The organism is Pseudomonas sp. R4-39-08 (assembly GCF_003852275.1).
Lineage (GTDB): Bacteria > Pseudomonadota > Gammaproteobacteria > Pseudomonadales > Pseudomonadaceae > Aquipseudomonas.
In genome coordinates, this window is the sequence record NZ_CP027733.1 from 4,597,977 (window position 1) to 4,615,905 (window position 17,929).

Annotated in this window: 14 protein-coding genes and 1 pseudogene; 9 read left to right on the plus strand and 6 right to left on the minus strand. The window is 61.4% G+C overall.

Annotated elements, in window-relative coordinates; all coding sequences use genetic code 11:
* Window positions 1-6: 6 nt before the first annotated feature.
* Window positions 7-852, minus strand: coding sequence for a mechanosensitive ion channel family protein (locus C4J88_RS21265; protein WP_124408033.1), 846 nt, complete (start codon window positions 850-852; stop codon window positions 7-9).
* A 136-nt stretch (window positions 853-988) separates the two neighbouring features.
* Complete coding sequence (locus C4J88_RS21270) at window positions 989-1,474, minus strand: YajQ family cyclic di-GMP-binding protein (RefSeq protein ID WP_124408034.1); 486 nt, start codon at window positions 1,472-1,474, stop codon at window positions 989-991.
* Between the two features lie 123 nt (window positions 1,475-1,597).
* Here C4J88_RS21270 and C4J88_RS21275 point away from each other — a divergent pair, with 123 nt between their 5' ends.
* The 3 genes from C4J88_RS21275 to C4J88_RS21285 are packed head-to-tail and all read left to right on the plus strand — an operon-like array spanning window position 1,598 to window position 5,178.
* Complete coding sequence (locus C4J88_RS21275; RefSeq protein ID WP_124408035.1) at window positions 1,598-2,515, plus strand: putative 2-dehydropantoate 2-reductase; 918 nt, start codon at window positions 1,598-1,600, stop codon at window positions 2,513-2,515.
* Window positions 2,516-2,560: 45 nt separating this feature from the next.
* A complete protein-coding gene (locus C4J88_RS21280) occupies window positions 2,561-4,597 on the plus strand; it encodes an ATP-binding protein (RefSeq protein WP_124408036.1) in 2,037 nt (678 codons plus the stop codon).
* Window positions 4,598-4,599: 2 nt separating this feature from the next.
* The gene (locus tag C4J88_RS21285; RefSeq protein ID WP_124408037.1) at window positions 4,600-5,178 is read left to right on the plus strand and encodes a cob(I)yrinic acid a,c-diamide adenosyltransferase; all 579 of its coding nucleotides are present in this window, start codon (window positions 4,600-4,602) and stop codon (window positions 5,176-5,178) included.
* A gap of 137 nt (window positions 5,179-5,315) precedes the next feature.
* Here the strand turns inward: C4J88_RS21285 and C4J88_RS21295 are convergent, their stop codons facing one another.
* From C4J88_RS21295 to secA, 3 genes are all read right to left on the minus strand, one after another.
* Window positions 5,316-6,260, minus strand: a complete 945-nt coding sequence (locus tag C4J88_RS21295; protein ID WP_124408664.1) for a Nudix family hydrolase — start codon at window positions 6,258-6,260, stop codon at window positions 5,316-5,318.
* Between the two features lie 129 nt (window positions 6,261-6,389).
* Window positions 6,390-7,607 (minus strand): bifunctional glutamate N-acetyltransferase/amino-acid acetyltransferase ArgJ, encoded by a 1,218-nt coding sequence (gene argJ / locus C4J88_RS21300; protein ID WP_124408038.1) that lies wholly within the window; start codon window positions 7,605-7,607, stop codon window positions 6,390-6,392.
* 120 nt (window positions 7,608-7,727) lie between these two features.
* On the minus strand, window positions 7,728-10,463 hold the full coding sequence (gene secA, locus C4J88_RS21305; protein WP_124408039.1) for a preprotein translocase subunit SecA: 2,736 nt from the start codon (window positions 10,461-10,463) through the stop codon (window positions 7,728-7,730).
* Between the two features lie 305 nt (window positions 10,464-10,768).
* On the opposite strand from secA, the gene C4J88_RS21310 reads away from it, so the two are divergent.
* Complete coding sequence (locus C4J88_RS21310) at window positions 10,769-11,224, plus strand: DUF721 domain-containing protein (RefSeq protein ID WP_124408040.1); 456 nt, start codon at window positions 10,769-10,771, stop codon at window positions 11,222-11,224.
* A 3-nt stretch (window positions 11,225-11,227) separates the two neighbouring features.
* Here C4J88_RS21310 and C4J88_RS21315 read toward each other — a convergent pair whose 3' ends face one another.
* On the minus strand, window positions 11,228-12,706 hold the full coding sequence (locus C4J88_RS21315; RefSeq protein WP_124408041.1) for a helicase HerA-like domain-containing protein: 1,479 nt from the start codon (window positions 12,704-12,706) through the stop codon (window positions 11,228-11,230).
* 204 nt (window positions 12,707-12,910) lie between these two features.
* On the opposite strand from C4J88_RS21315, the pseudogene C4J88_RS28150 reads away from it, so the two are divergent.
* The 5 genes and pseudogenes from C4J88_RS28150 to C4J88_RS21335 all read left to right on the plus strand — a co-directional run.
* Window positions 12,911-13,942: pseudogene (locus tag C4J88_RS28150) on the plus strand (cache domain-containing protein); the annotation flags it as partial.
* A 93-nt stretch (window positions 13,943-14,035) separates the two neighbouring features.
* Window positions 14,036-14,800 (plus strand): methyl-accepting chemotaxis protein, encoded by a 765-nt coding sequence (locus tag C4J88_RS28155; RefSeq protein ID WP_372237509.1) that lies wholly within the window; start codon window positions 14,036-14,038, stop codon window positions 14,798-14,800.
* A 108-nt stretch (window positions 14,801-14,908) separates the two neighbouring features.
* Window positions 14,909-16,021 carry a glycosyltransferase family 4 protein gene (locus C4J88_RS21325; protein WP_372238022.1) on the plus strand — a complete coding sequence of 371 codons (1,113 nt, stop codon included), beginning with the start codon at window positions 14,909-14,911 and terminating at the stop codon, window positions 16,019-16,021.
* The gene (locus C4J88_RS21330) at window positions 16,014-16,766 is read left to right on the plus strand and encodes a DUF2334 domain-containing protein (protein WP_124408044.1); all 753 of its coding nucleotides are present in this window, start codon (window positions 16,014-16,016) and stop codon (window positions 16,764-16,766) included. Before C4J88_RS21325 ends, C4J88_RS21330 begins: the two co-directional genes overlap by 8 nt.
* Window positions 16,754-17,863, plus strand: a complete 1,110-nt coding sequence (locus C4J88_RS21335) for a lysylphosphatidylglycerol synthase transmembrane domain-containing protein (protein WP_124408045.1) — start codon at window positions 16,754-16,756, stop codon at window positions 17,861-17,863. Before C4J88_RS21330 ends, C4J88_RS21335 begins: the two co-directional genes overlap by 13 nt.
* The last annotated feature ends 66 nt before the right edge of the window (window positions 17,864-17,929 follow it).

Genomic DNA, 17,929 nt, shown 5'->3' on the forward strand with positions numbered 1-17,929 from the left:
ACTTTCTCACGACTTAGCAGGTGCTTCCTGCATTACGCGAATAACCCGCTGCGGAAACGGAATATCAATCCCCGCCCCTTTCAAACGGTCGCGCGCCAGTTCATTGAGCATAAACACTACATCCCAATAATCCGCCGTATTGGTCCAGCAACGCAGGGACACGGTGATGGAGCTGTCGCCCAAGGTCGATACCACTGCGACAGGCGCCGGTTCGGCCAGCACGCGCGGGTCCTTGGCCAGTTCCAGCAACACTTCACGGGCTTTCTGCAGGTCCGCCTCGTAATCCACGCCCACATCAAACACCACCTTGCGAGTCGGCTGGCGGTTGGTGTTGGTGATGATGCCGTTGGACAGGATGCCGTTAGGCACAATCACCGTCTTGTTGTCGCCGGTACGCAGCACCGTGTGGAAAATCTGGATACTGTCGACGGTACCCGAAGTGCCCTGGGCTTCGATCCAGTCGCCGATGCGAAACGGACGGAACAACAGGATCAGCACGCCGCCGGCGAAGTTGGCCAGGCTGCCTTGCAAAGCCAGGCCGATCGCCAGGGTAGCGGCACCGATGGCGGCGACGAACGATGTGGTCGCCACGCCGATCATCGAGGCCACGCTGACGATCAGCATGACCTTCAGCGCAATGTTCGCAAGGCTGGTGATGAAGTGCTGCAGCGCCAGGTCGGCGTTACGCACGGCCAGCAAGCGCCCCACTCGGTGGGTAAAGACGTTGATCAGCCACCAACCGATGGCCAGGGTGATAACGGCCAGCAGTACCCGGCTGCCGTATTCCATGATCATCGGGATCCAGGACTGCGAGGTCTTGATCAAGTGATCCACTTCAGCGTTCAAATCCATCTATCTTCTCCTGTTATGCGGATATGCGGCGTCATTGACTGCCTGAAAACGCAAATGAGCCCCGTAGGGCTCAATTGTAGGCATTGTTGCTGCGGCGTGGGACGTCGAAAACGGCCACAGGTTCCGCGAGCTGCCATCAGTCGCGGAAGTTGTTGAACTGCAGCGGCATGTCGAAGGTCTTGGCGCGCAGGGCCGCAATGGCCTCTTGCAGGTCATCACGCTTCTTGCCGGTAACACGCACCTGTTCACCCTGGATGGCCGCCTGGACTTTCAGCTTGGCATCCTTGATGTGCGCGACGATCTTCTTCGCCAGTTCCTTGTCGATGCCTTCCTTGAGCACGGCTTCCTGCTTCATCAGCTTGCCGGAAGCGTAGGCGTCCTTGACTTCAAGGCACTGCACGTCGATCTTGCGCTTGACCAGGGCCAGCTTGAGGATCTCGATCATCGCTTCCAGCTGGAAACCGGCTTCAGCGGTCAGGTTGACGGTCAGTTCCTTTTCCTTGAATTCGAAGCTGCCCTTGCCTTTCAAGTCATAGCGACGGTCCAGTTCCTTGACGGCGTTCTCGACGGCGTTGGTGACTTCGTGTTTGTCCAGTTCGGATACCACGTCGAACGAAGGCATGTCATTTCTCCAATATAAGGGGCGGGCTCAGTAGAGATGGAGCGCGCCCGAGCTAAAATGCCGGGGCATTATAGCGGTTCTTTCGCCGCGTTCACCGCTGGCGACCTTACGGAGCACACACTGATGTCGACCACCTGGCATATTCTCGGCGCCGGTAGCCTGGGCACCCTCTGGGCCACGCGGCTGGCGCGCGCGGGCGTGCCGGTGCGGCTGATCCTGCGCGATCAGGCGCGCCTGGCGAGCTATGCGTCGGGCAACGGCCTGACTCTGGTTGAGCAAGGTATTGCGCATACCTACCCGGTAATCGGCGAAACATCCGACAGCCCGGAGCCAATCCAGCGCCTGTTGGTGGCGTGCAAAGCCTACGATGCCCAAAATGCTGTCGCACAGTTACAGCATCGCCTGGCGCCGGACGCGGAACTGATCCTGCTGCAAAACGGCCTCGGCAGCCAGGATGCGGTGGCCGCCCAGTTGCCACAGGCGCGTTGCATCTTTGCCTCCAGCACCGAAGGCGCGTTTCGCGAGGGCGAATGGCGTGTGGTCTTTGCCGGCCATGGCTACACCTGGCTGGGGGATGCGGCTCACCCTACCGCGCCGCTGTGGCTGGATGACTTGCAGGCCGCCGCCATCCCCCATGAATGGAGCACCGATATCCTCACGCGGCTGTGGCGCAAGCTGGCGCTCAATTGCGCGATCAATCCGTTGACCGTGCTCTATCAGTGCCGCAACGGCGGCCTGCAGGCCCATCAATGTGAAGTCGCCACCCTGTGCGCTGAATTGAGCGAATTACTGGAGTGCTGCGGCCAGCCTGCGGCCGCGCAAGATTTGCACAGTGAAGTGCAACGGGTGATTCAGGCCACGGCGGCCAACTATTCCTCCATGTACCAGGACGTGGCCAACGCACGGCGTACCGAAATCAGCTACCTGCTTGGCTACGCCTGCCAAGCGGCCGCCCGCCATCAACGGGTATTGCCGCATCTGCAGCAGCTGCAAACGCGCTTGGTCGAGCAGTTGGTTGCACGCGGATTGCCCAGCGACTGAGGCACGCGCTACCCTGCCGTATGTCTATTGCCTGCGAAAAACCTGATGCCACTGCGCCAGCGTCTTGAAAACCTACCGGTAGGGCAGAAACTGCTGGCCGCCCTGCTGGTACTGCTGACCACCGTGTTGCTGGTGGCCAACCTGACCTTTATCAGCGCCGCCTACTGGATCTCCCAGGAAAGCATGGCGCCCCAGGCCTTGCAGGCCATCGGTCGGCTGGTGTCCAACCCGGCACTCGCGGCTGAAGCCCTGCAATCCCCGGCCAAGGCCAACGCACTGCTCAATGAGCTGACCAGCTATTCACCGCTGCGCGCCGCCGCCCTGTACGACGGCGAAGGCAATCGCCTGGCGCAGATGCAACACGGCGACCGCCTGCACCTGCCCGACAACTACCGGCATATCGAGGCCTGGCGCCTCACCGAGTTTCGCAGCAACCAGGTCATCACCCTGCCCCGCACCGACCAGCCTTCGGGGCATTTGCTGCTGGTGGCCAGCAGCGAGCTCCCGGTGGCGTTCTATACCGGCACCCTCACCGCAAGCCTGGGCATCCTGATTTTCAGTGTGCTGCTGTGGCTGGTCATCGCCCGGCAGATCAAACGCCTGATCACCCGGCCGATCCATGAACTCGAAGAACTGTCGCGCCAGGTGACTCGCGAAGAGAACTACGCCCTGCGCGCAGGCCCCGGCAACCACGATGAAATCGGCAGCCTGGCGGAAGCGTTCAACACCATGCTGTCGCGCATCGAGGCCCGTGAGCAGCAGCTCAAGCGCGCGCGGGATGATTCCCAGGCGGCCTACGATCAGGCCCAGGGCCTGGCTGAAGAAACCCGCCATACCAACCGCAAGCTGGAACTGGAAGTGCAGGTGCGCAGCAAGATCGAGAAAAAGCTCACCGGTTTTCAGAACTACCTCAATAGCATTATCGACTCGATGCCTTCAGCGCTGATCGCCCTGGATGAACAGCTCTACGTCACCCAGTGGAACCAGGAAGCCACCGCGCTTTCGGGCACGCGCCTGGATGAAGCGCTCAACCAGCCGATCTTCCTCGCATTCCAACCGCTCAAGCCGTACCTGCCGCAAATCAAGGCCACGGTGGAACAGCACACGGTGGAGCGGATCGAGCGGGTCACCTGGGTCAAGGACGACGAGCCAAAGCATTACGCCCTGACGTTCTACCCCTTGATGGGCGGTGCCGGGCGCGGCGTGGTAATCCGTATCGATGACATCACCCAGCGCCTGTCCCTGGAAGAAATGATGGTGCAATCGGAAAAAATGCTCTCGGTCGGCGGCCTGGCTGCCGGCATGGCCCATGAAATCAACAACCCGCTGGGGGCTATCCTGCACAACGTGCAGAACATTCGGCGCCGCCTGTCACCCGAGCTGCCCAAGAACCTGGAACACGCCGAACAGGCGGGCATCGAGCTGGCGCAGGTCAATCAATACCTGCAAGCGCGCGAAGTCCCGCAGTTGCTGGATGGGATTCAACAGGCCGGCGCGCGTGCAGCGAAAATCGTCACCCACATGCTCAGCTTCAGCCGGCGCAGCAACCGGCAAATGGCCCCCTGCGATTTGCCGGCCCTGATCGACCAAGCTGTGGAGATCGCCGGTAACGATTTCGACCTGGCCATCGGTTTCGATTTCAAGGGCCAGGCGATCATCCGCCAGTTCGACCCGCAACTGGGGCCCGTGCCCGGCACGGCCAACGAACTGGAACAGGTGCTGCTCAACCTGCTGAAAAACGCCGCCCAGGCAATTCACCTGCGCGAAGACGGCAGCGAGCCTGGGCGAATTATCCTGCGCACCCGCCTCAACCCGCCCTGGGCCGAGATTCAGGTGGAAGACAATGGTATCGGCATGAGCGAAAACGTGCGCAAACGCACCTTCGAGCCGTTCTTCACCACCAAGGAAATAGGCCAGGGCACCGGGCTTGGGCTGTCGGTGTCGTATTTCATCATCACCAATAACCACAAGGGCCAGATGGAAGTGCACTCCACCCTGGGCCAAGGCACCTGTTTCACGTTGCGCCTGCCACTGGCCGGCAGCCAATTGTCCCCCGCAGAACTCACCCAACTGGAGCAATGACCATGGGCTTTCGCCTGTCGAAGATCTACACCCGCACCGGTGACCAGGGCGAAACCGGCCTCGGCGACGGTCGCCGCGTGCCCAAGGATCACCCACGGGTGGAAGCCATTGGCGAGGTGGATACGCTGAACAGCCAGTTGGGGTTGTTATTGGCCAACCTGGAGGAGCAGAGCGGCAAGCACCCCGAACTGAACGATGTGGTGGAGGTGCTCACACCCTGCCAGCATCGCTTGTTCGATCTGGGCGGCGAGCTGGCCATGCCGGTGTACAAGGCGTTGAATGCAGCGGAAGTGGATCGGCTGGAAGCGGCGATCGATCGCTGGAATGAAGAGGTGGGGCCACTGGAAAATTTCATCCTGCCCGGCGGCTCAGCGCTGATCGCCCAGGCCCATGTGTGCCGCAGCCTGGCGCGCAGTGCCGAACGCCGCTGTCAGCAATTGAATGCGGTGGAGCCGTTGGAAGGGGTTGGGTTGGCGTATATCAATCGACTGTCGGATCTGCTGTTTGTAGCGGCCAGGGTGATTGCCAAGCGCCAGGGGGTTGCCGAGGTGTTGTGGCAGGCGGCGGCGAAGCCCCATTGATCGTTTTCAGGTGCCTGTTGATCGTTCCCACGCTCTGCGTGGGAATGCCGCCCGGGACGCTCCGCGTCCGCCTTTAAAGTCATGACGCAGAGCGTCACAGCATGCGTTACCACGCGGAGCGTGGGAACGATCATGCTTCAAGCTTGCGGCCAAAATGCCCGAATCCCCGCAACACCTTGCGCTCCAGCCGCCCAAGCCTGCTCCCGCTGCGCAGGCCCAACCCCGCCCAACAGAAACACCGGCTTGCTGAACCCACGGATCAGCTCGGCCGCCTGTTCCCAACCCAACGGCTGAGCCTCGGGATGAGTCTCGGTCGGCTGAACCGGCGACAGCGTGACGAAGTCCACATCCATCAACTGCGCCAGCGCCAGTTCTTCAGCGTTGTGACACGAGGCCGCCAACCAACGGTCCTTCGGCAGCGGTCGGCCCTTGCTCGCGTATTTACGCAATTGCGCCGAGGTCATGTGCCAGCCAGCCGCTGGAAAATCCCCCAGCCATTCGAACGGCCCCTTGAGCATCAACTGCGCCTTGCCCGCACACAGCCCCACGGCGTCCACGGCGAGGTCGCGGTATTTGGGGTCGTAACCGTTGGGCGCGCGCAGTTGAACCAGCTTGATGCCGCCGGCGATGGCTGTTTGAAGGCCACGCAACAAGGGCCCGGTTTCCAGCTCACCGGGCGTGATCAGGTAGTCGGCAGGCAGACGCGCTGCCGCGACAATGGGCGCGTTAGCCGCTGGAAACTCATAGTTGATCAGGTCCCGCGGGGCCACCCACTCCAGAGGCTGCCCTTCGACCCCGTGGGGCTCGCCGGTAAAGGCCGAGACTTCCCAGACATCCAGCAACACCTGCTTGTCCGGGTAGTCATGCTGCACCTGAATCAACGGCCGCGCCGTGGTGACCTGGATGCCCAGCTCTTCCTTCAACTCACGGGACAAGGCCGTGGCGACTGACTCGTCAGCCTCCACCTTGCCGCCGGGAAACTCCCAGAGGCCGCCTTGATGCTGGGTATCGGCGCGGCGTGCCAGCAGGATCCTGCCATCGACACCGCGGATCACCGCTGCTGCTACATGCACTCGTTTCACCGCCACTGCTTCCTCCCGTTATTGCCCTTGTAGGAGCGAGCTTGCTCGCGAAGAACGTCAACGATAACGCGTAAATCCTGGATAAACGCGGTGGCATTGAGTTTTTCGCGAGCAAGCTCGCTCCTACCTTCAGGTGCGATATTCCGCGTTGATCTTCACGTATTCGTGGGACAGGTCCGTGGTCCAGATGGTTTCGCTGCAGTCGCCGCGCCCCAACTCGATGCGGATGGTGATTTCTGCCTGCTGCATCACCGCCGAGCCCTGGGCTTCGGTGTAGGTGTCGGCGCGGGCGCCACGGCTGGCAATGCACACGTCGCCGAGGAAGACGTCGATCTTGCTTACATCCAGGTCAGGCACGCCGGCACGACCAACGGCTGCGAGGATACGGCCCCAGTTCGGGTCGGAAGCGAACAAGGCGGTCTTGATCAGCGGCGAGTGCGCCACGGTGTAACCCACGTCCAGGCACTCCTGGTGGTTGGCGCCGCCGTTGACTTGTACCGTGACGAACTTGGTAGCGCCCTCGCCGTCACGCACGATGGCCTGGGCCACGTCCATGCACACCTCAAAAACCGCCTGCTTCAATGCGGCGAACAACGGGCCTTCGGTGGAGGTGATTTCCGGCAGGTTGGCCTGGCCGGTGGCGATCAGCATGCAGCAGTCGTTGGTGGACGTGTCACCGTCGATGGTGATGCGGTTGAACGACTTGTTGGCGCCGTCCAGCATCAGGCGTTGCAATACATCGCGGGAGACTTTGGCGTCGGTGGCGATATAGCCGAGCATGGTGGCCATGTTCGGACGGATCATGCCTGCGCCCTTGCTGATACCGGTCACGGTGACGGTCACGCCATCGTGCACGAACTGCCGGCTTGCGCCTTTGGGCAAGGTGTCGGTAGTCATGATGCCGGTGGCTGCAGCCGCCCAGTTATCCACAGACAGGTCATCCAGCGCGGCTTGCAGGGCGCCTTCGATTTTCTCCACCGGCAGCGGCTCACCGATCACGCCGGTGGAATACGGCAGCACCTGGCTCGCATCCACGCCGGTCAGCTGGGCCAGCTTGGCGCACGTGCGCGCAGCCGCCACCAGGCCAGGCTCGCCGGTACCGGCGTTGGCGTTGCCGGTGTTGGTCAGCAGGTAACGAATCGACCCGGCCACACGTTGCTTGGCCAGAATCACCGGCGCGGCGCAAAAAGCGTTGAGGGTGAACACACCGGCGACGGTCGAGCCTTCGGCGCAGCGCATCACCACCACATCCTTGCGCCCCGCACGCTTGATGCCGGCCGAAGCGATACCGAGTTCAAAACCGGCGACCGGGTGCAATGTGGGCAAAGGACCAAGACCAACAGCCATGTATGCGCTCCTTGAAGAGATGATGTGTGTGCCGTCGCTATCGACGGGGGATTAATGGCAAAACGCCGCGACGGCTGATGCCGGTCGCGGCGTGGGGTGTTGCAGCGTCAGGCGAAAATCTTATTCGATCTGGCCGTGGCAGTGTTTGAATTTCTTACCCGAACCGCAGTAGCACAGCTCATTGCGGCCCAGCTTCTGGTCATTGCGCACCGGGGTTTGAGCCAGGGCCACATCGACCTCTTCGCCCAACACCTCCGGTGCGTCCAGGCCCGGCGCTTCGTCGTGCTGGAACTGCATGCGCGCAGCCAGTGCCTCGGCTTCCTGGCGCAGGCGCGCTTCTTCCTCGATCGGGTCTTCGCGACGCACCTGAACGTGGGACAGCACGCGGATCGAATCGCGCTTGATCGAATCCAGCAGCTCGGAGAACAACGTGAACGACTCGCGCTTGTACTCCTGCTTCGGGTTTTTCTGGGCGTAGCCACGCAAATGGATACCGTGGCGCAGGTGGTCCATAGTCGACAGGTGGTCTTTCCACAGGTCGTCCAGCACGCGCAGCACGATTTGCTTCTCGAAGGTGCGCAAGGCTTCGGCACTCGCCTGCTCTTCTTTCTCGTTGTACGCAGCCAGCAATTCGGCCATCAGTTTTTCGCGCAGGGTTTCTTCGTACAGGTGATCGTCTTCGTCCAGCCACTGCTGAACCGGCAAGTCGACGCCAAAATCGCTCTTCAACGCGGCTTCCAGACCGGCCACATCCCACTGCTCAGGCAGCGACTGTGGCGGGATATGCGCGCTGACCGTGGCGTTGAGCACGTCCTGACGGAAGTCAGCGATGGTCTCGCCAATGTTGTCGGCGGCCAGCAACGTGTTACGCATGTGATAAATCACTTTACGCTGTTCGTTGTTGACGTCGTCGAACTCGAGCAGTTGTTTACGAATGTCGAAGTTACGCCCTTCTACCTTGCGCTGGGCCTTCTCGATGGCGTTGGTCACCATGCGGTGCTCGATGGCTTCACCGGACTGCATGCCCAGGGCCTTCATGAAGTTCTTCACCCGATCCGAGGCGAAGATACGCATCAGGCTGTCTTCCAGGGACAGGTAGAAACGGCTGGAACCGGCATCACCCTGGCGACCGGCACGGCCGCGCAACTGGTTGTCGATACGGCGCGATTCGTGACGCTCGGACGCAATCACCTGCAAACCGCCGGACTCGAGCACGGCCTGGTGGCGTTTCTGCCAGTCAGCCTTGATCTGGGCGATCTGCTCAGGGGTCGGGTTGTCGAGCGAGGCCACTTCCACTTCCCAGTTGCCGCCCAACAGGATGTCGGTACCACGACCGGCCATGTTGGTGGCGATGGTCAGGGCGCCGGGACGACCGGCCTGGGCGATGATCTCGGCTTCTTTTTCGTGGAACTTGGCGTTGAGCACCTTGTGCTCAATGCCTTCCTTGTTGAGCAGGCTGGACACGTGCTCGGACGTCTCGATGGTCGCAGTACCCACCAGGATCGGGCGGCCTTTGGCCAGGCCGTCCTTGATGTCATTGATGATCGCCGCGTATTTCTCTTCGGCAGTCAGGAACACCAGGTCGTTATAGTCTTTACGCGCCAGGGGCTTGTTCGGCGGGATAACCACCACCGACAGGCCATAGATCTGATGGAATTCGAACGCTTCGGTGTCGGCCGTACCGGTCATGCCGGACAGTTTGTTGTACAGACGGAAGTAGTTCTGGAAGGTGGTGGACGCCAACGTCTGGCTTTCGGCCTGGATGTTGAGCATTTCCTTGGCTTCGATGGCCTGGTGCAGGCCTTCGGACAAGCGACGACCGGGCATGGTGCGGCCGGTGTGTTCGTCGACCAGGACGACCTGGCCGTCCTGGACGATGTATTCGACGTTGCGGTGGAACAGCTTGTGGGCGCGCAGGCCGGCATATACGTGGGTCAGCAGGCCCAGGTTGTGAGCCGAGTACAGGCTTTCTCCTTCGGCCAGCTCACCGATCTGGGTCAGCATTTCTTCAACGAACTGGTGGCCGGCCTCGTTGAGTTCGACCTGGCGGGTCTTCTCGTCGATGGTGAAGTGGCCTTCTTTGGTCACCACGCCTTCGACTTCCTCGATATGCTGCTCAAGGCGCGGGATCAACTTGTTGATCTCGGTGTACAGGCGCGAGCTGTCCTCGGCCTGGCCGGAGATGATCAGCGGGGTACGGGCTTCGTCGATGAGGATGGAGTCGACTTCGTCGATCACAGCAAAGTTGAGTTCGCGCTGGAATTTTTCATCCATGCTGAACGCCATGTTGTCGCGCAGGTAGTCGAAACCGAATTCGTTGTTGGTACCGTAGGTAATGTCGCAAGCGTAGGCGGCGCGCTTTTCTTCGGGCGGCTGGAACGGCGTCACTACGCCGACGGTCAGGCCGAGGAATTCATACAGCGGGCGCATCCAGTTGGCGTCCCGGCGAGCCAGGTAGTCGTTCACCGTCACAACGTGCACGCCCTTGCCGGACAGTGCGTTGAGGTAAACACCCAGGGTTGCCACCAGGGTCTTGCCTTCACCGGTACGCATTTCGGCAATCATGCCTTCATGCAAGGTCATGCCGCCGATCAACTGGACGTCGAAGTGGCGCATGCCCATGACGCGCTTACCGGCTTCACGGGCGACCGCAAAGGCTTCGGGGAGCAGCTTGTCGAGGGTTTCACCTTTGGCTATGCGGGCCTTGAACTCTTCGGTCTTGGCGCGCAATTGCTCATCCGACAGGGCAACCATCTGCTCTTCGAAGGCATTGACCAGCTGCACCGTCTTGAGCATGCGTTTGACTTCGCGCTCATTCTTGCTTCCAAAAAGTTTCTTTAACAAAGGCGCAAACATATCGGCAGGTTCTTCCACACATAGGGATGGAGGGCGCACCGTGAGTGGCCCGAGCAGCCCTCACGGCCGCATGCGAACGCGCATTCTACCCGGAATCGTGGGTGAGGAAAGTGGCGTTGTTCCCCGATGCGGGCACGGCGCTGTGAGAGGGCTTGTTTAAAATAAGGGCTTTTGGCGGAACTTCAACCCATGAAAGGCAGAAGTTACTTATTGATTTCATGAGAAAAGCCCTGCCCTTGCAGGGTCTCGGGGCTCACCGGCGCTTTCTGCTAAGATGACGGCTCTGTTACTTAAGGTGTCTAGACATGGCATTTCGCCCTCTTACAGCCCGCGCTCCCGGCGTGTTGCTTCGCGAAGCCAAGCCGCTGAAAGCCATCTTTGGCCACGCGCAACGCCTGGCGCATTTGCAACGCCTGCTCGAAAGCCAGCTGCAACCGGCCGCACGCGAACATTGTCATGTGGCGTCCTGGCGCGAAGGCAACTTGCTATTAATTGTCACTGACGGGCATTGGGCCACCCGTTTGCGTTATCAGCAAAAACGCTTGCAACGCCAATTGATGGTGTTCGATGAGTTTGCCGGCCTGACGCGCATCCAGTTCAAAGTGCAGCCGCCTACAGTGCTGCGAAGCACGGCCGGACATACGCTGGACCTGTCGGAACAGGCAGCCGAAACCCTCCAGGCCACCGCCGAAGGGATCAGCGATCCGGGTTTGCGCGCGGCGCTGGAGCGGCTGGCCGCCCATGCCAGGCCCAAATCCTGAGTCTTACTTGCGCTTGCTGCCACCCAGCAGCGAGCCCAACAAGCCACGCACCAACTGCCGCCCCATCTGATTGGCGGCCTGCTGCATGGCGGATTTCAGCGCCTTGCCTGCCGTGGTGCCCAGGAACGCACCGGCTTTGTCGGTGAAGCTGGGTTCTTCGGTCGCCGGCTTGGCCTCCTCGGTCGGCCCCAACTCTTTACGCGCCATCAGCACTTCGTAGGCTGATTCGCGGTCCATCGGCTTGTCATAGCGGCCCTGCAACGGCGAACTGGCGACCAATGCCGCACGTTCGGCCTCGGTGAGCGGCCCGATCCGCGACTGTGGCGGTGCGACCAATACGCGCTGGACCACCTCCGGCGTGCCTTTTTCCTGCAAGGTACCCACCAACGCCTCACCGGTGCCCAACTCGGTCAGCACCGCCAAGGCATCGAATGCCGGGTTGGGCCGGAAACCGTCCGCCACCGCCCGCAGGGATTTTTGCTCTTTGGTGGTGAATGCGCGCAGGCCATGCTGGATACGCAGCCCCAGTTGCGCCAGCACCGTGTCAGGCAAATCCCCCGGAGCTTGAGTGACGAAGTACACCCCCACCCCTTTGGAGCGAATCAGCCGCACCACCTGTTCCAAACGGTCCTGCAACGCCTTGGGTGTATCGGCGAACAACAGGTGCGCCTCGTCGAAAAACAGCGCCAGCAGCGGCTTTTCGGCATCACCGCGCTCCGGCAACTGCTCGAACAGCTCCGCCAACAGCCACAGCAGGAACGTGGCATAGACCTTCGGCGCGTCATGCACCAGGCGGCTGGCGTCCAGCAGGTGAATACGGCCGCGCCCGTCGCTGGCGGGCTGCAAAATATCCTCGAGCTGCAGGGCCGGCTCGCCAAACAGGGCTTCGGCACCCTGCTGCTCCAGCACCGCCAGGCGCCGCAACAACGCCTGGCTGGAACCGGTGGTCATCAACGCCGCATCGTCGCCCAACAGTTCAGGGTGATAACGCAGGTGGTTGAGCAGTGCCTTGAGGTCTTTCAGGTCCAGCAGCAACAGGCCTTCACGGTCGGCCACCTTGAAGGTCGCGTACAGCGCCGACTGCTGGCTGTCGGTGAGTTCCAGCAGGCTGCCGAGCAACAACGGCCCCATTTCGCTGATGGTCGTGCGCAATGGATGACCGGACTGCCCGTGGATATCCCACAACGTAACCGGATAAGCCTTCGGTGCGTAATTAAGGAAGGGCATCCCGGCAATGCGTTCGGCGACTTTGCCCTGGGGATTGGCCGCTGCGCCCAGGCCGCACAGGTCACCCTTGATGTCGGCGGCGAATACCGCCACGCCGGCATCACTGAAGGCTTCCGCCAGGCGCTGCAAGGTGACGGTCTTGCCGGTGCCCGTGGCGCCGGCGATCAACCCATGCCGGTTGGCCAGGCGCATGGGCTGGGCGATGGGCTGGCCGTCTGGGCCGGCACCGATAAGCAGTTGTGTGGAGTCAGGCATTTCGTCACCTTTGGTTAATCTTTAATGCAGCCAGGTCGATACAGGCAATGTGAAACCCACAAAATCCAAAAATAGGAGAGATATTTCCTACGCAGGCCCCTAGCGCTAGCACCAGAAGTACCACACCTTTTTTGACGCTGCCATTTTTGCGCATCCCATAAGGACGCGCCTCGGATATCAAGACCTTAGCGGACCCTACAAGCCATGAATAAAAACCTGCGCTTCAGCCATAAAATTTTGCTTGCAGCCTCCCTTATCGTCATCGCCGCCTTCGCGTTATTTACCCTCTATAACGACTACCTCCAACGCAACGCGATCCGTGACGACCTCGATAACTACCTGCATGAAATGGGCGACGTCACCGCCGGCAGTATTCAGACCTGGCTCACCGGGCGCATCGCCCTGGTAGAAAATGCCGCGCAGAATATTGCCCTCAACCCCGAACCATCGGTGGTTGCCAGCCTGCTGGAACAGAAAGCGCTGACATCGTCGTTCATGGCAGCCTACGTCGGCGACAGCCAGGGCACCTTCACCATCCGCCCTGACACCAAGATGCCCGACGGTTTCGACCCGCGCGTTCGTCCCTGGTACAAAGGCGCCCAGACCAGCAACGGCTCGACCTTGACCGAACCCTATATCGACGCGGCAACGGGGCAACTGATTATTTCCATCGCCACCCCGAGTGCCAAGGCCGGCCAGAGCATCGGCGTGGTGGGCGGCGACCTGAGCCTGCAAACCCTGGTGGACAACATTGGCGCGCTGGATTTCGGCGGCATGGGTTACGCATTTCTGGTCAGCGCCGACGGCAAAGTACTGGTGCACCCGGACAAGGCCCTGGTGATGAAGACCCTGGCTGACGTGTACCCGAAAGACACACCGAAGATCAGCGCTGCCTTCAGCGAAGTGCAGGCCAATGGCAAGACCAATATCGTCACGTTCACCCCGATCAAGGGCCTGCCGTCGGTGAACTGGTACCTGGGTATTTCGGTGGATAAAGCCAAGTCGTTCGCCATGCTCAGTGAATTCCGCACCTCGGCGGTCATCGCCACCATCATCGCCGTGGTGATCATCATCGCCTTGCTGGGCATGTTGATCCGCGTGTTGCTGCAACCGCTGCACGTGATGACCCGGGCCATGCAGGACATCGCCGACGGCGAAGGCGACCTGACCCGACGCCTGACCATCCAGAACAACGACGAGTTCGGCACCTTGGGTACTGCGTTCAACCGTTTCGTGGAGCGCATTCATACCTCGATCCGCGAAGTGTCGTCGGCTACCGAGCAAGTCAATGAAGTGGCACTGCGGGTGGTCAGCGCGTCCAACTCGTCGATGGTCAATTCAGACGAACAGGCCAACCGCACCAACAGCGTCGCCGCTGCCATCAACCAACTGGGCGCTGCCGCCCAGGAAATCGCCCGCAACGCGGCGCAAGCCTCCAATCAGGCCAGTGATGCGCGGCATTTGGCCGAAGACGGCCAGCAAGTGGTAGAGCGCAATATCAAGGCAATGACCCAGCTGTCGACCATGATCAGCGCCTCCAGCACCAATATCGAGGCGCTGAACAGCAAGACGGTGAATATCGGCCAGATTCTTGAAGTGATCACCAGTATTTCCCAGCAAACCAACTTGCTCGCGCTCAACGCTGCCATCGAAGCCGCGCGTGCCGGTGAGGCCGGCCGCGGCTTCGCGGTGGTGGCCGATGAAGTGCGCAACCTGGCGCATCGCACCCAGGAATCGGCGCAACAGGTGCAGAAGATGATCGAGGAGTTGCAAGTCGGCGCCCGGGATTCGGTGAGCACCATGAGTGAAAGCCAGCGCCACAGCCAGGACAGCCTGGAGATCGCCAACCTGGCCGGCGAGCGCTTGAACAGCGTGACTCAGCGCATTGGCGAGATCGACGGCATGAACCAGTCCGTGGCCACCGCCACCGAGGAGCAGACCTCGGTGGTGGAGTCGATCAATATGGACATCACTGAAATCAACACCCTCAACCAGGAAGGCGTGGAAAACCTGCAATCGACCCTGCGCGCCTGCTCGGACCTCGAACGGCAAGCCGCACGCTTGAAGCAAATGGTGGGCAGCTTCCGCATCTGAGGCGATGGTGGGAGGGGGCTTGCGCCCTCCCACAGCCAATCCCGATCGAACATCTATCCTTAGCTCAGGTCCACGTTAAGAGAGCAATGGATCGGAGGGATGTTCATCGTGCATATCGCTGACATAACCATGTTCTACGCCCCAGCCAGCGGTGGCGTACGCACTTATCTGGACGCCAAGCACCGGCGCCTGGCGCTCAAGCCCGGGATTCGCCACAGCCTGTTGGTGCCTGGCGCCCATTTGAGCGAGCGGGACGGAATTTTCGAGGTGCCGGCGCCACCGCTGCCCTTCGGCAAGGGTTATCGCTTCCCCCTGCGCTTGGCTCCTTGGCGAAATGTTCTGCACGATTTACAGCCGGATCTGATCGAAGTCGGCGATCCGTACCTGACCGCCTGGGCCGCCCTCGACGCACGGCGCCAGCTGGATGTGCCAGTCATCGGTTTTTACCACTCCGACCTACCGCTGCTGGTGCGTAACCGCATGGGCGCCTGGTTTACCCCCAACGTCGAAGCCTATGTCAGCAAACTCTATGGGAATTTTGACCGAGTACTGGCCCCCAGCCAGGTGATGGCCGACAAACTCACTGGGCTTGGGGTGAAAAACGTCTTCGTACAACCCCTGGGCGTCGACCTGCAAACCTTCACCCCCGCCGTGCGCGACCCCGGCCTGCGCGCCGAACTGGGGATTGCTGAAAACACCCGGCTGCTGATTTTCGCCGGGCGTGGTTCCAAGGAGAAAAACCTGCCGGTGCTGCTCAATTGCATGAAACGCCTGGGTGAGGGTTACCACTTGTTGCTGGTGGGCTCCGGCATGCCGGCCAGCGTGTCGGACAACGTCACCGTAGTCGATGGCTTCGTACCGGCCAATCATGTTGCCCGCTTGATGGCCAGCGCCGACGCGTTGTTGCACGCTGGCGACCAGGAAACCTTCGGCCTGGTGATTCTGGAAGCCATGGCCTGTGGTATCCCCGTGATCGCCGTTGCGGCGGGCGCCTTCACTGAGATCGTCGACGAGCGCTGTGGCCTGCTCTGCGCGCCCAACAACCCCAAGGCGATGGCCGATGCGGTACGCGAACTGTTCGGCGCCGACAGTCGCCGCCTCGGGGAACAGGCTCGGCGCCATGTCGAACAGCAGTATGCGTGGGATGCAGTAGTGGACAGCCTGCTGGGGCATTACCACGCCGTGCTGGGCACGCACAAACCGATGCTCGCCCATGGCTGAACGTTCGGTCATGCTGGTGCTGCATGATGTGGCGCCGAACACCTGGGCCGATTACCGGCCTTTTGTCGAGGCCGTCGATGCCATCGGCAATGTGCCTATCACCTGGCTGGTCGTCCCGGACTTCCATCACCATAACGCCCTGGGCGCCCACGGTGACTTCCGGCGCTTGCTTGATAGTCGCGTAGCCAGAGGCGATGAACTGACCCTGCACGGCTACTACCACTGCGACGAACAACCCCGGCCGCGCACGCCAAAAGAATGGTTCATGCGACGCATCTATACCCATGAGGGCGAGTTCTACCAGTTGTCCGAGGCCGAGGCGTTGCAGCGCCTGAGTGACGGCATTGAGGTATTCCAGCGCAATGATTGGCCGCTGCAAGGGTTTGTCGCACCCGCCTGGTTGATTAGCGAAGGCACCCGGCGTGCACTGCGCCAGTTACCACTGGGCTATACCAGCGACCCGCAGCATCTGTATCGACTGCCTGACTTCACGCGCATTCATGCTCCGGGCCTGGTGTGGAGCGCGCGCAGTGCGTGGCGCCGGGGCCTGTCCAAAGTGCTCAGCGACCGCCGCGAACAGCGCTGGCAGACGGCCCCGGTGATTCGGCTCGGCTTGCACCCCGTGGACATGCGCCACGAGTTTTCCCGTCATTATTGGCTGAAAACCCTGCAGCGCCTGCTCGAGGACGGACGCACGCCACGGACCAAGGCCGCCTGGCTGTCGACGCTGCCATGCGCCGACTGATCTGGCTGGTGCTGGCGCTGATTGTCGCGCTGGTGATTCCCGTGTGGCTGGGGGGCGGCGAAACCGTTGCGCGCCTGCGGCAGTTCCCCCTGCCACAGTTACTGGCGATGTTTGCCATGATCATCGGCTGCTGGTTGATCAACAGCCTGCGCCTGCGCTTGTTGCTTGGCGAACAGCGCGGCCGGTTGGGATGGCGTAAAAGCCTGGGCGTGGTGATATCGACCGAGTTCGCGATGTGCGCGACGCCTGGGGGCAGCGGCGGGCCGCTGACGTTGATGGGCCTGCTGGCACGCAATGGCATACGACCCGCCCACGGCAGCGCGGTGTTCGCCATGGACCAACTGAGCGATTTGCTGTTTTTTCTCTGTGCACTGGTGGGCATCGTGCTGTATGCGCTGTTCCACAGCCTCAGCCCGCGCCTGGAATGGCTGCTGGGGCTGAGTGCCGTGTCGATGGTGGGTGGCGTCGTCGTTGGCCTGCTGGTGGTGCGCTTTCATCGTCGGCTGATTCGCCTGGCCGGGTTGGCACTCAAGGCTTTGCACGTGCGTGGCAGCACCCGTCGGCGCTGGGCTCGCCGGTTGCTGCGCTTCCTGGCGGCATTCACCCAAACCCTGAAATTGCCTTGGCACACGCTGCTCGGGGTGTTTGCGCTGACCAGCCTGCATTGGCTATTACGCTATAGCGTGTTGTACCTGGCGCTGCGCGGCCTGGGGGGTGACGTGCAGTGGGCCTGGAGTTTCCTGATCCAGATGCTGTCGTTGACCGCAGGGCAATTCAGCCTGTTGCCAGGCGGGGCCGGGGCGGCGGAGTTGACGTCGGCGGCATTGCTGGCGCCGATGGTGGGCAAATCCACGGCGGCGGCGGCGATTCTGATCTGGCGGGCAGTGACCTACTACTTCTATCTGCTGGCCGGTGCGCCAGTGTTTTTGCTGATGGTGGGCAAACCGCTGCTCAAACGTCTTTTTCAGGGGCAGGAGGCGCCTTCTCAGGTGCCTGTAACTGCTCCCACAACTGGGCAGCGCCAGGAAAGTCAGTACCATCATCGGCACCCAGCGCGTCCGGGTCGTAGCGACTCAGACACCCCTCGCCCAGGGTAGCCGGTGGCCTGGAAGTCGCCTTATCGAGTGGGTCGGTCATGGTCGCGTCCTGAAATAAAAAGGGCC

Excerpts from the sequence above, each read along its gene's own strand:
- C4J88_RS21315 (WP_124408041.1), bottom strand. The coding sequence starts at position 12,706 with ATGCCTGACTCCACACAACTGCTTATCGGTGCCGGCCCAGACGGCCAG.
- C4J88_RS21270 (WP_124408034.1), bottom strand. The coding sequence starts at position 1,474 with ATGCCTTCGTTCGACGTGGTATCCGAACTGGACAAACACGAAGTCACC.
- C4J88_RS28155 (WP_372237509.1), top strand. The coding sequence starts at position 14,036 with ATGGTCAATTCAGACGAACAGGCCAACCGCACCAACAGCGTCGCCGCT.
- C4J88_RS21310 (WP_124408040.1), top strand. The coding sequence starts at position 10,769 with ATGGCATTTCGCCCTCTTACAGCCCGCGCTCCCGGCGTGTTGCTTCGC.
- C4J88_RS21285 (WP_124408037.1), top strand. The coding sequence starts at position 4,600 with ATGGGCTTTCGCCTGTCGAAGATCTACACCCGCACCGGTGACCAGGGC.
- secA (WP_124408039.1), bottom strand. The coding sequence starts at position 10,463 with ATGTTTGCGCCTTTGTTAAAGAAACTTTTTGGAAGCAAGAATGAGCGC.
- C4J88_RS21265 (WP_124408033.1), bottom strand. The coding sequence starts at position 852 with ATGGATTTGAACGCTGAAGTGGATCACTTGATCAAGACCTCGCAGTCC.
- C4J88_RS21330 (WP_124408044.1), top strand. The coding sequence starts at position 16,014 with ATGGCTGAACGTTCGGTCATGCTGGTGCTGCATGATGTGGCGCCGAAC.
- C4J88_RS21275 (WP_124408035.1), top strand. The coding sequence starts at position 1,598 with ATGTCGACCACCTGGCATATTCTCGGCGCCGGTAGCCTGGGCACCCTC.
- argJ (WP_124408038.1), bottom strand. The coding sequence starts at position 7,607 with ATGGCTGTTGGTCTTGGTCCTTTGCCCACATTGCACCCGGTCGCCGGT.
- C4J88_RS21335 (WP_124408045.1), top strand. The coding sequence starts at position 16,754 with ATGCGCCGACTGATCTGGCTGGTGCTGGCGCTGATTGTCGCGCTGGTG.
- C4J88_RS21280 (WP_124408036.1), top strand. The coding sequence starts at position 2,561 with ATGCCACTGCGCCAGCGTCTTGAAAACCTACCGGTAGGGCAGAAACTG.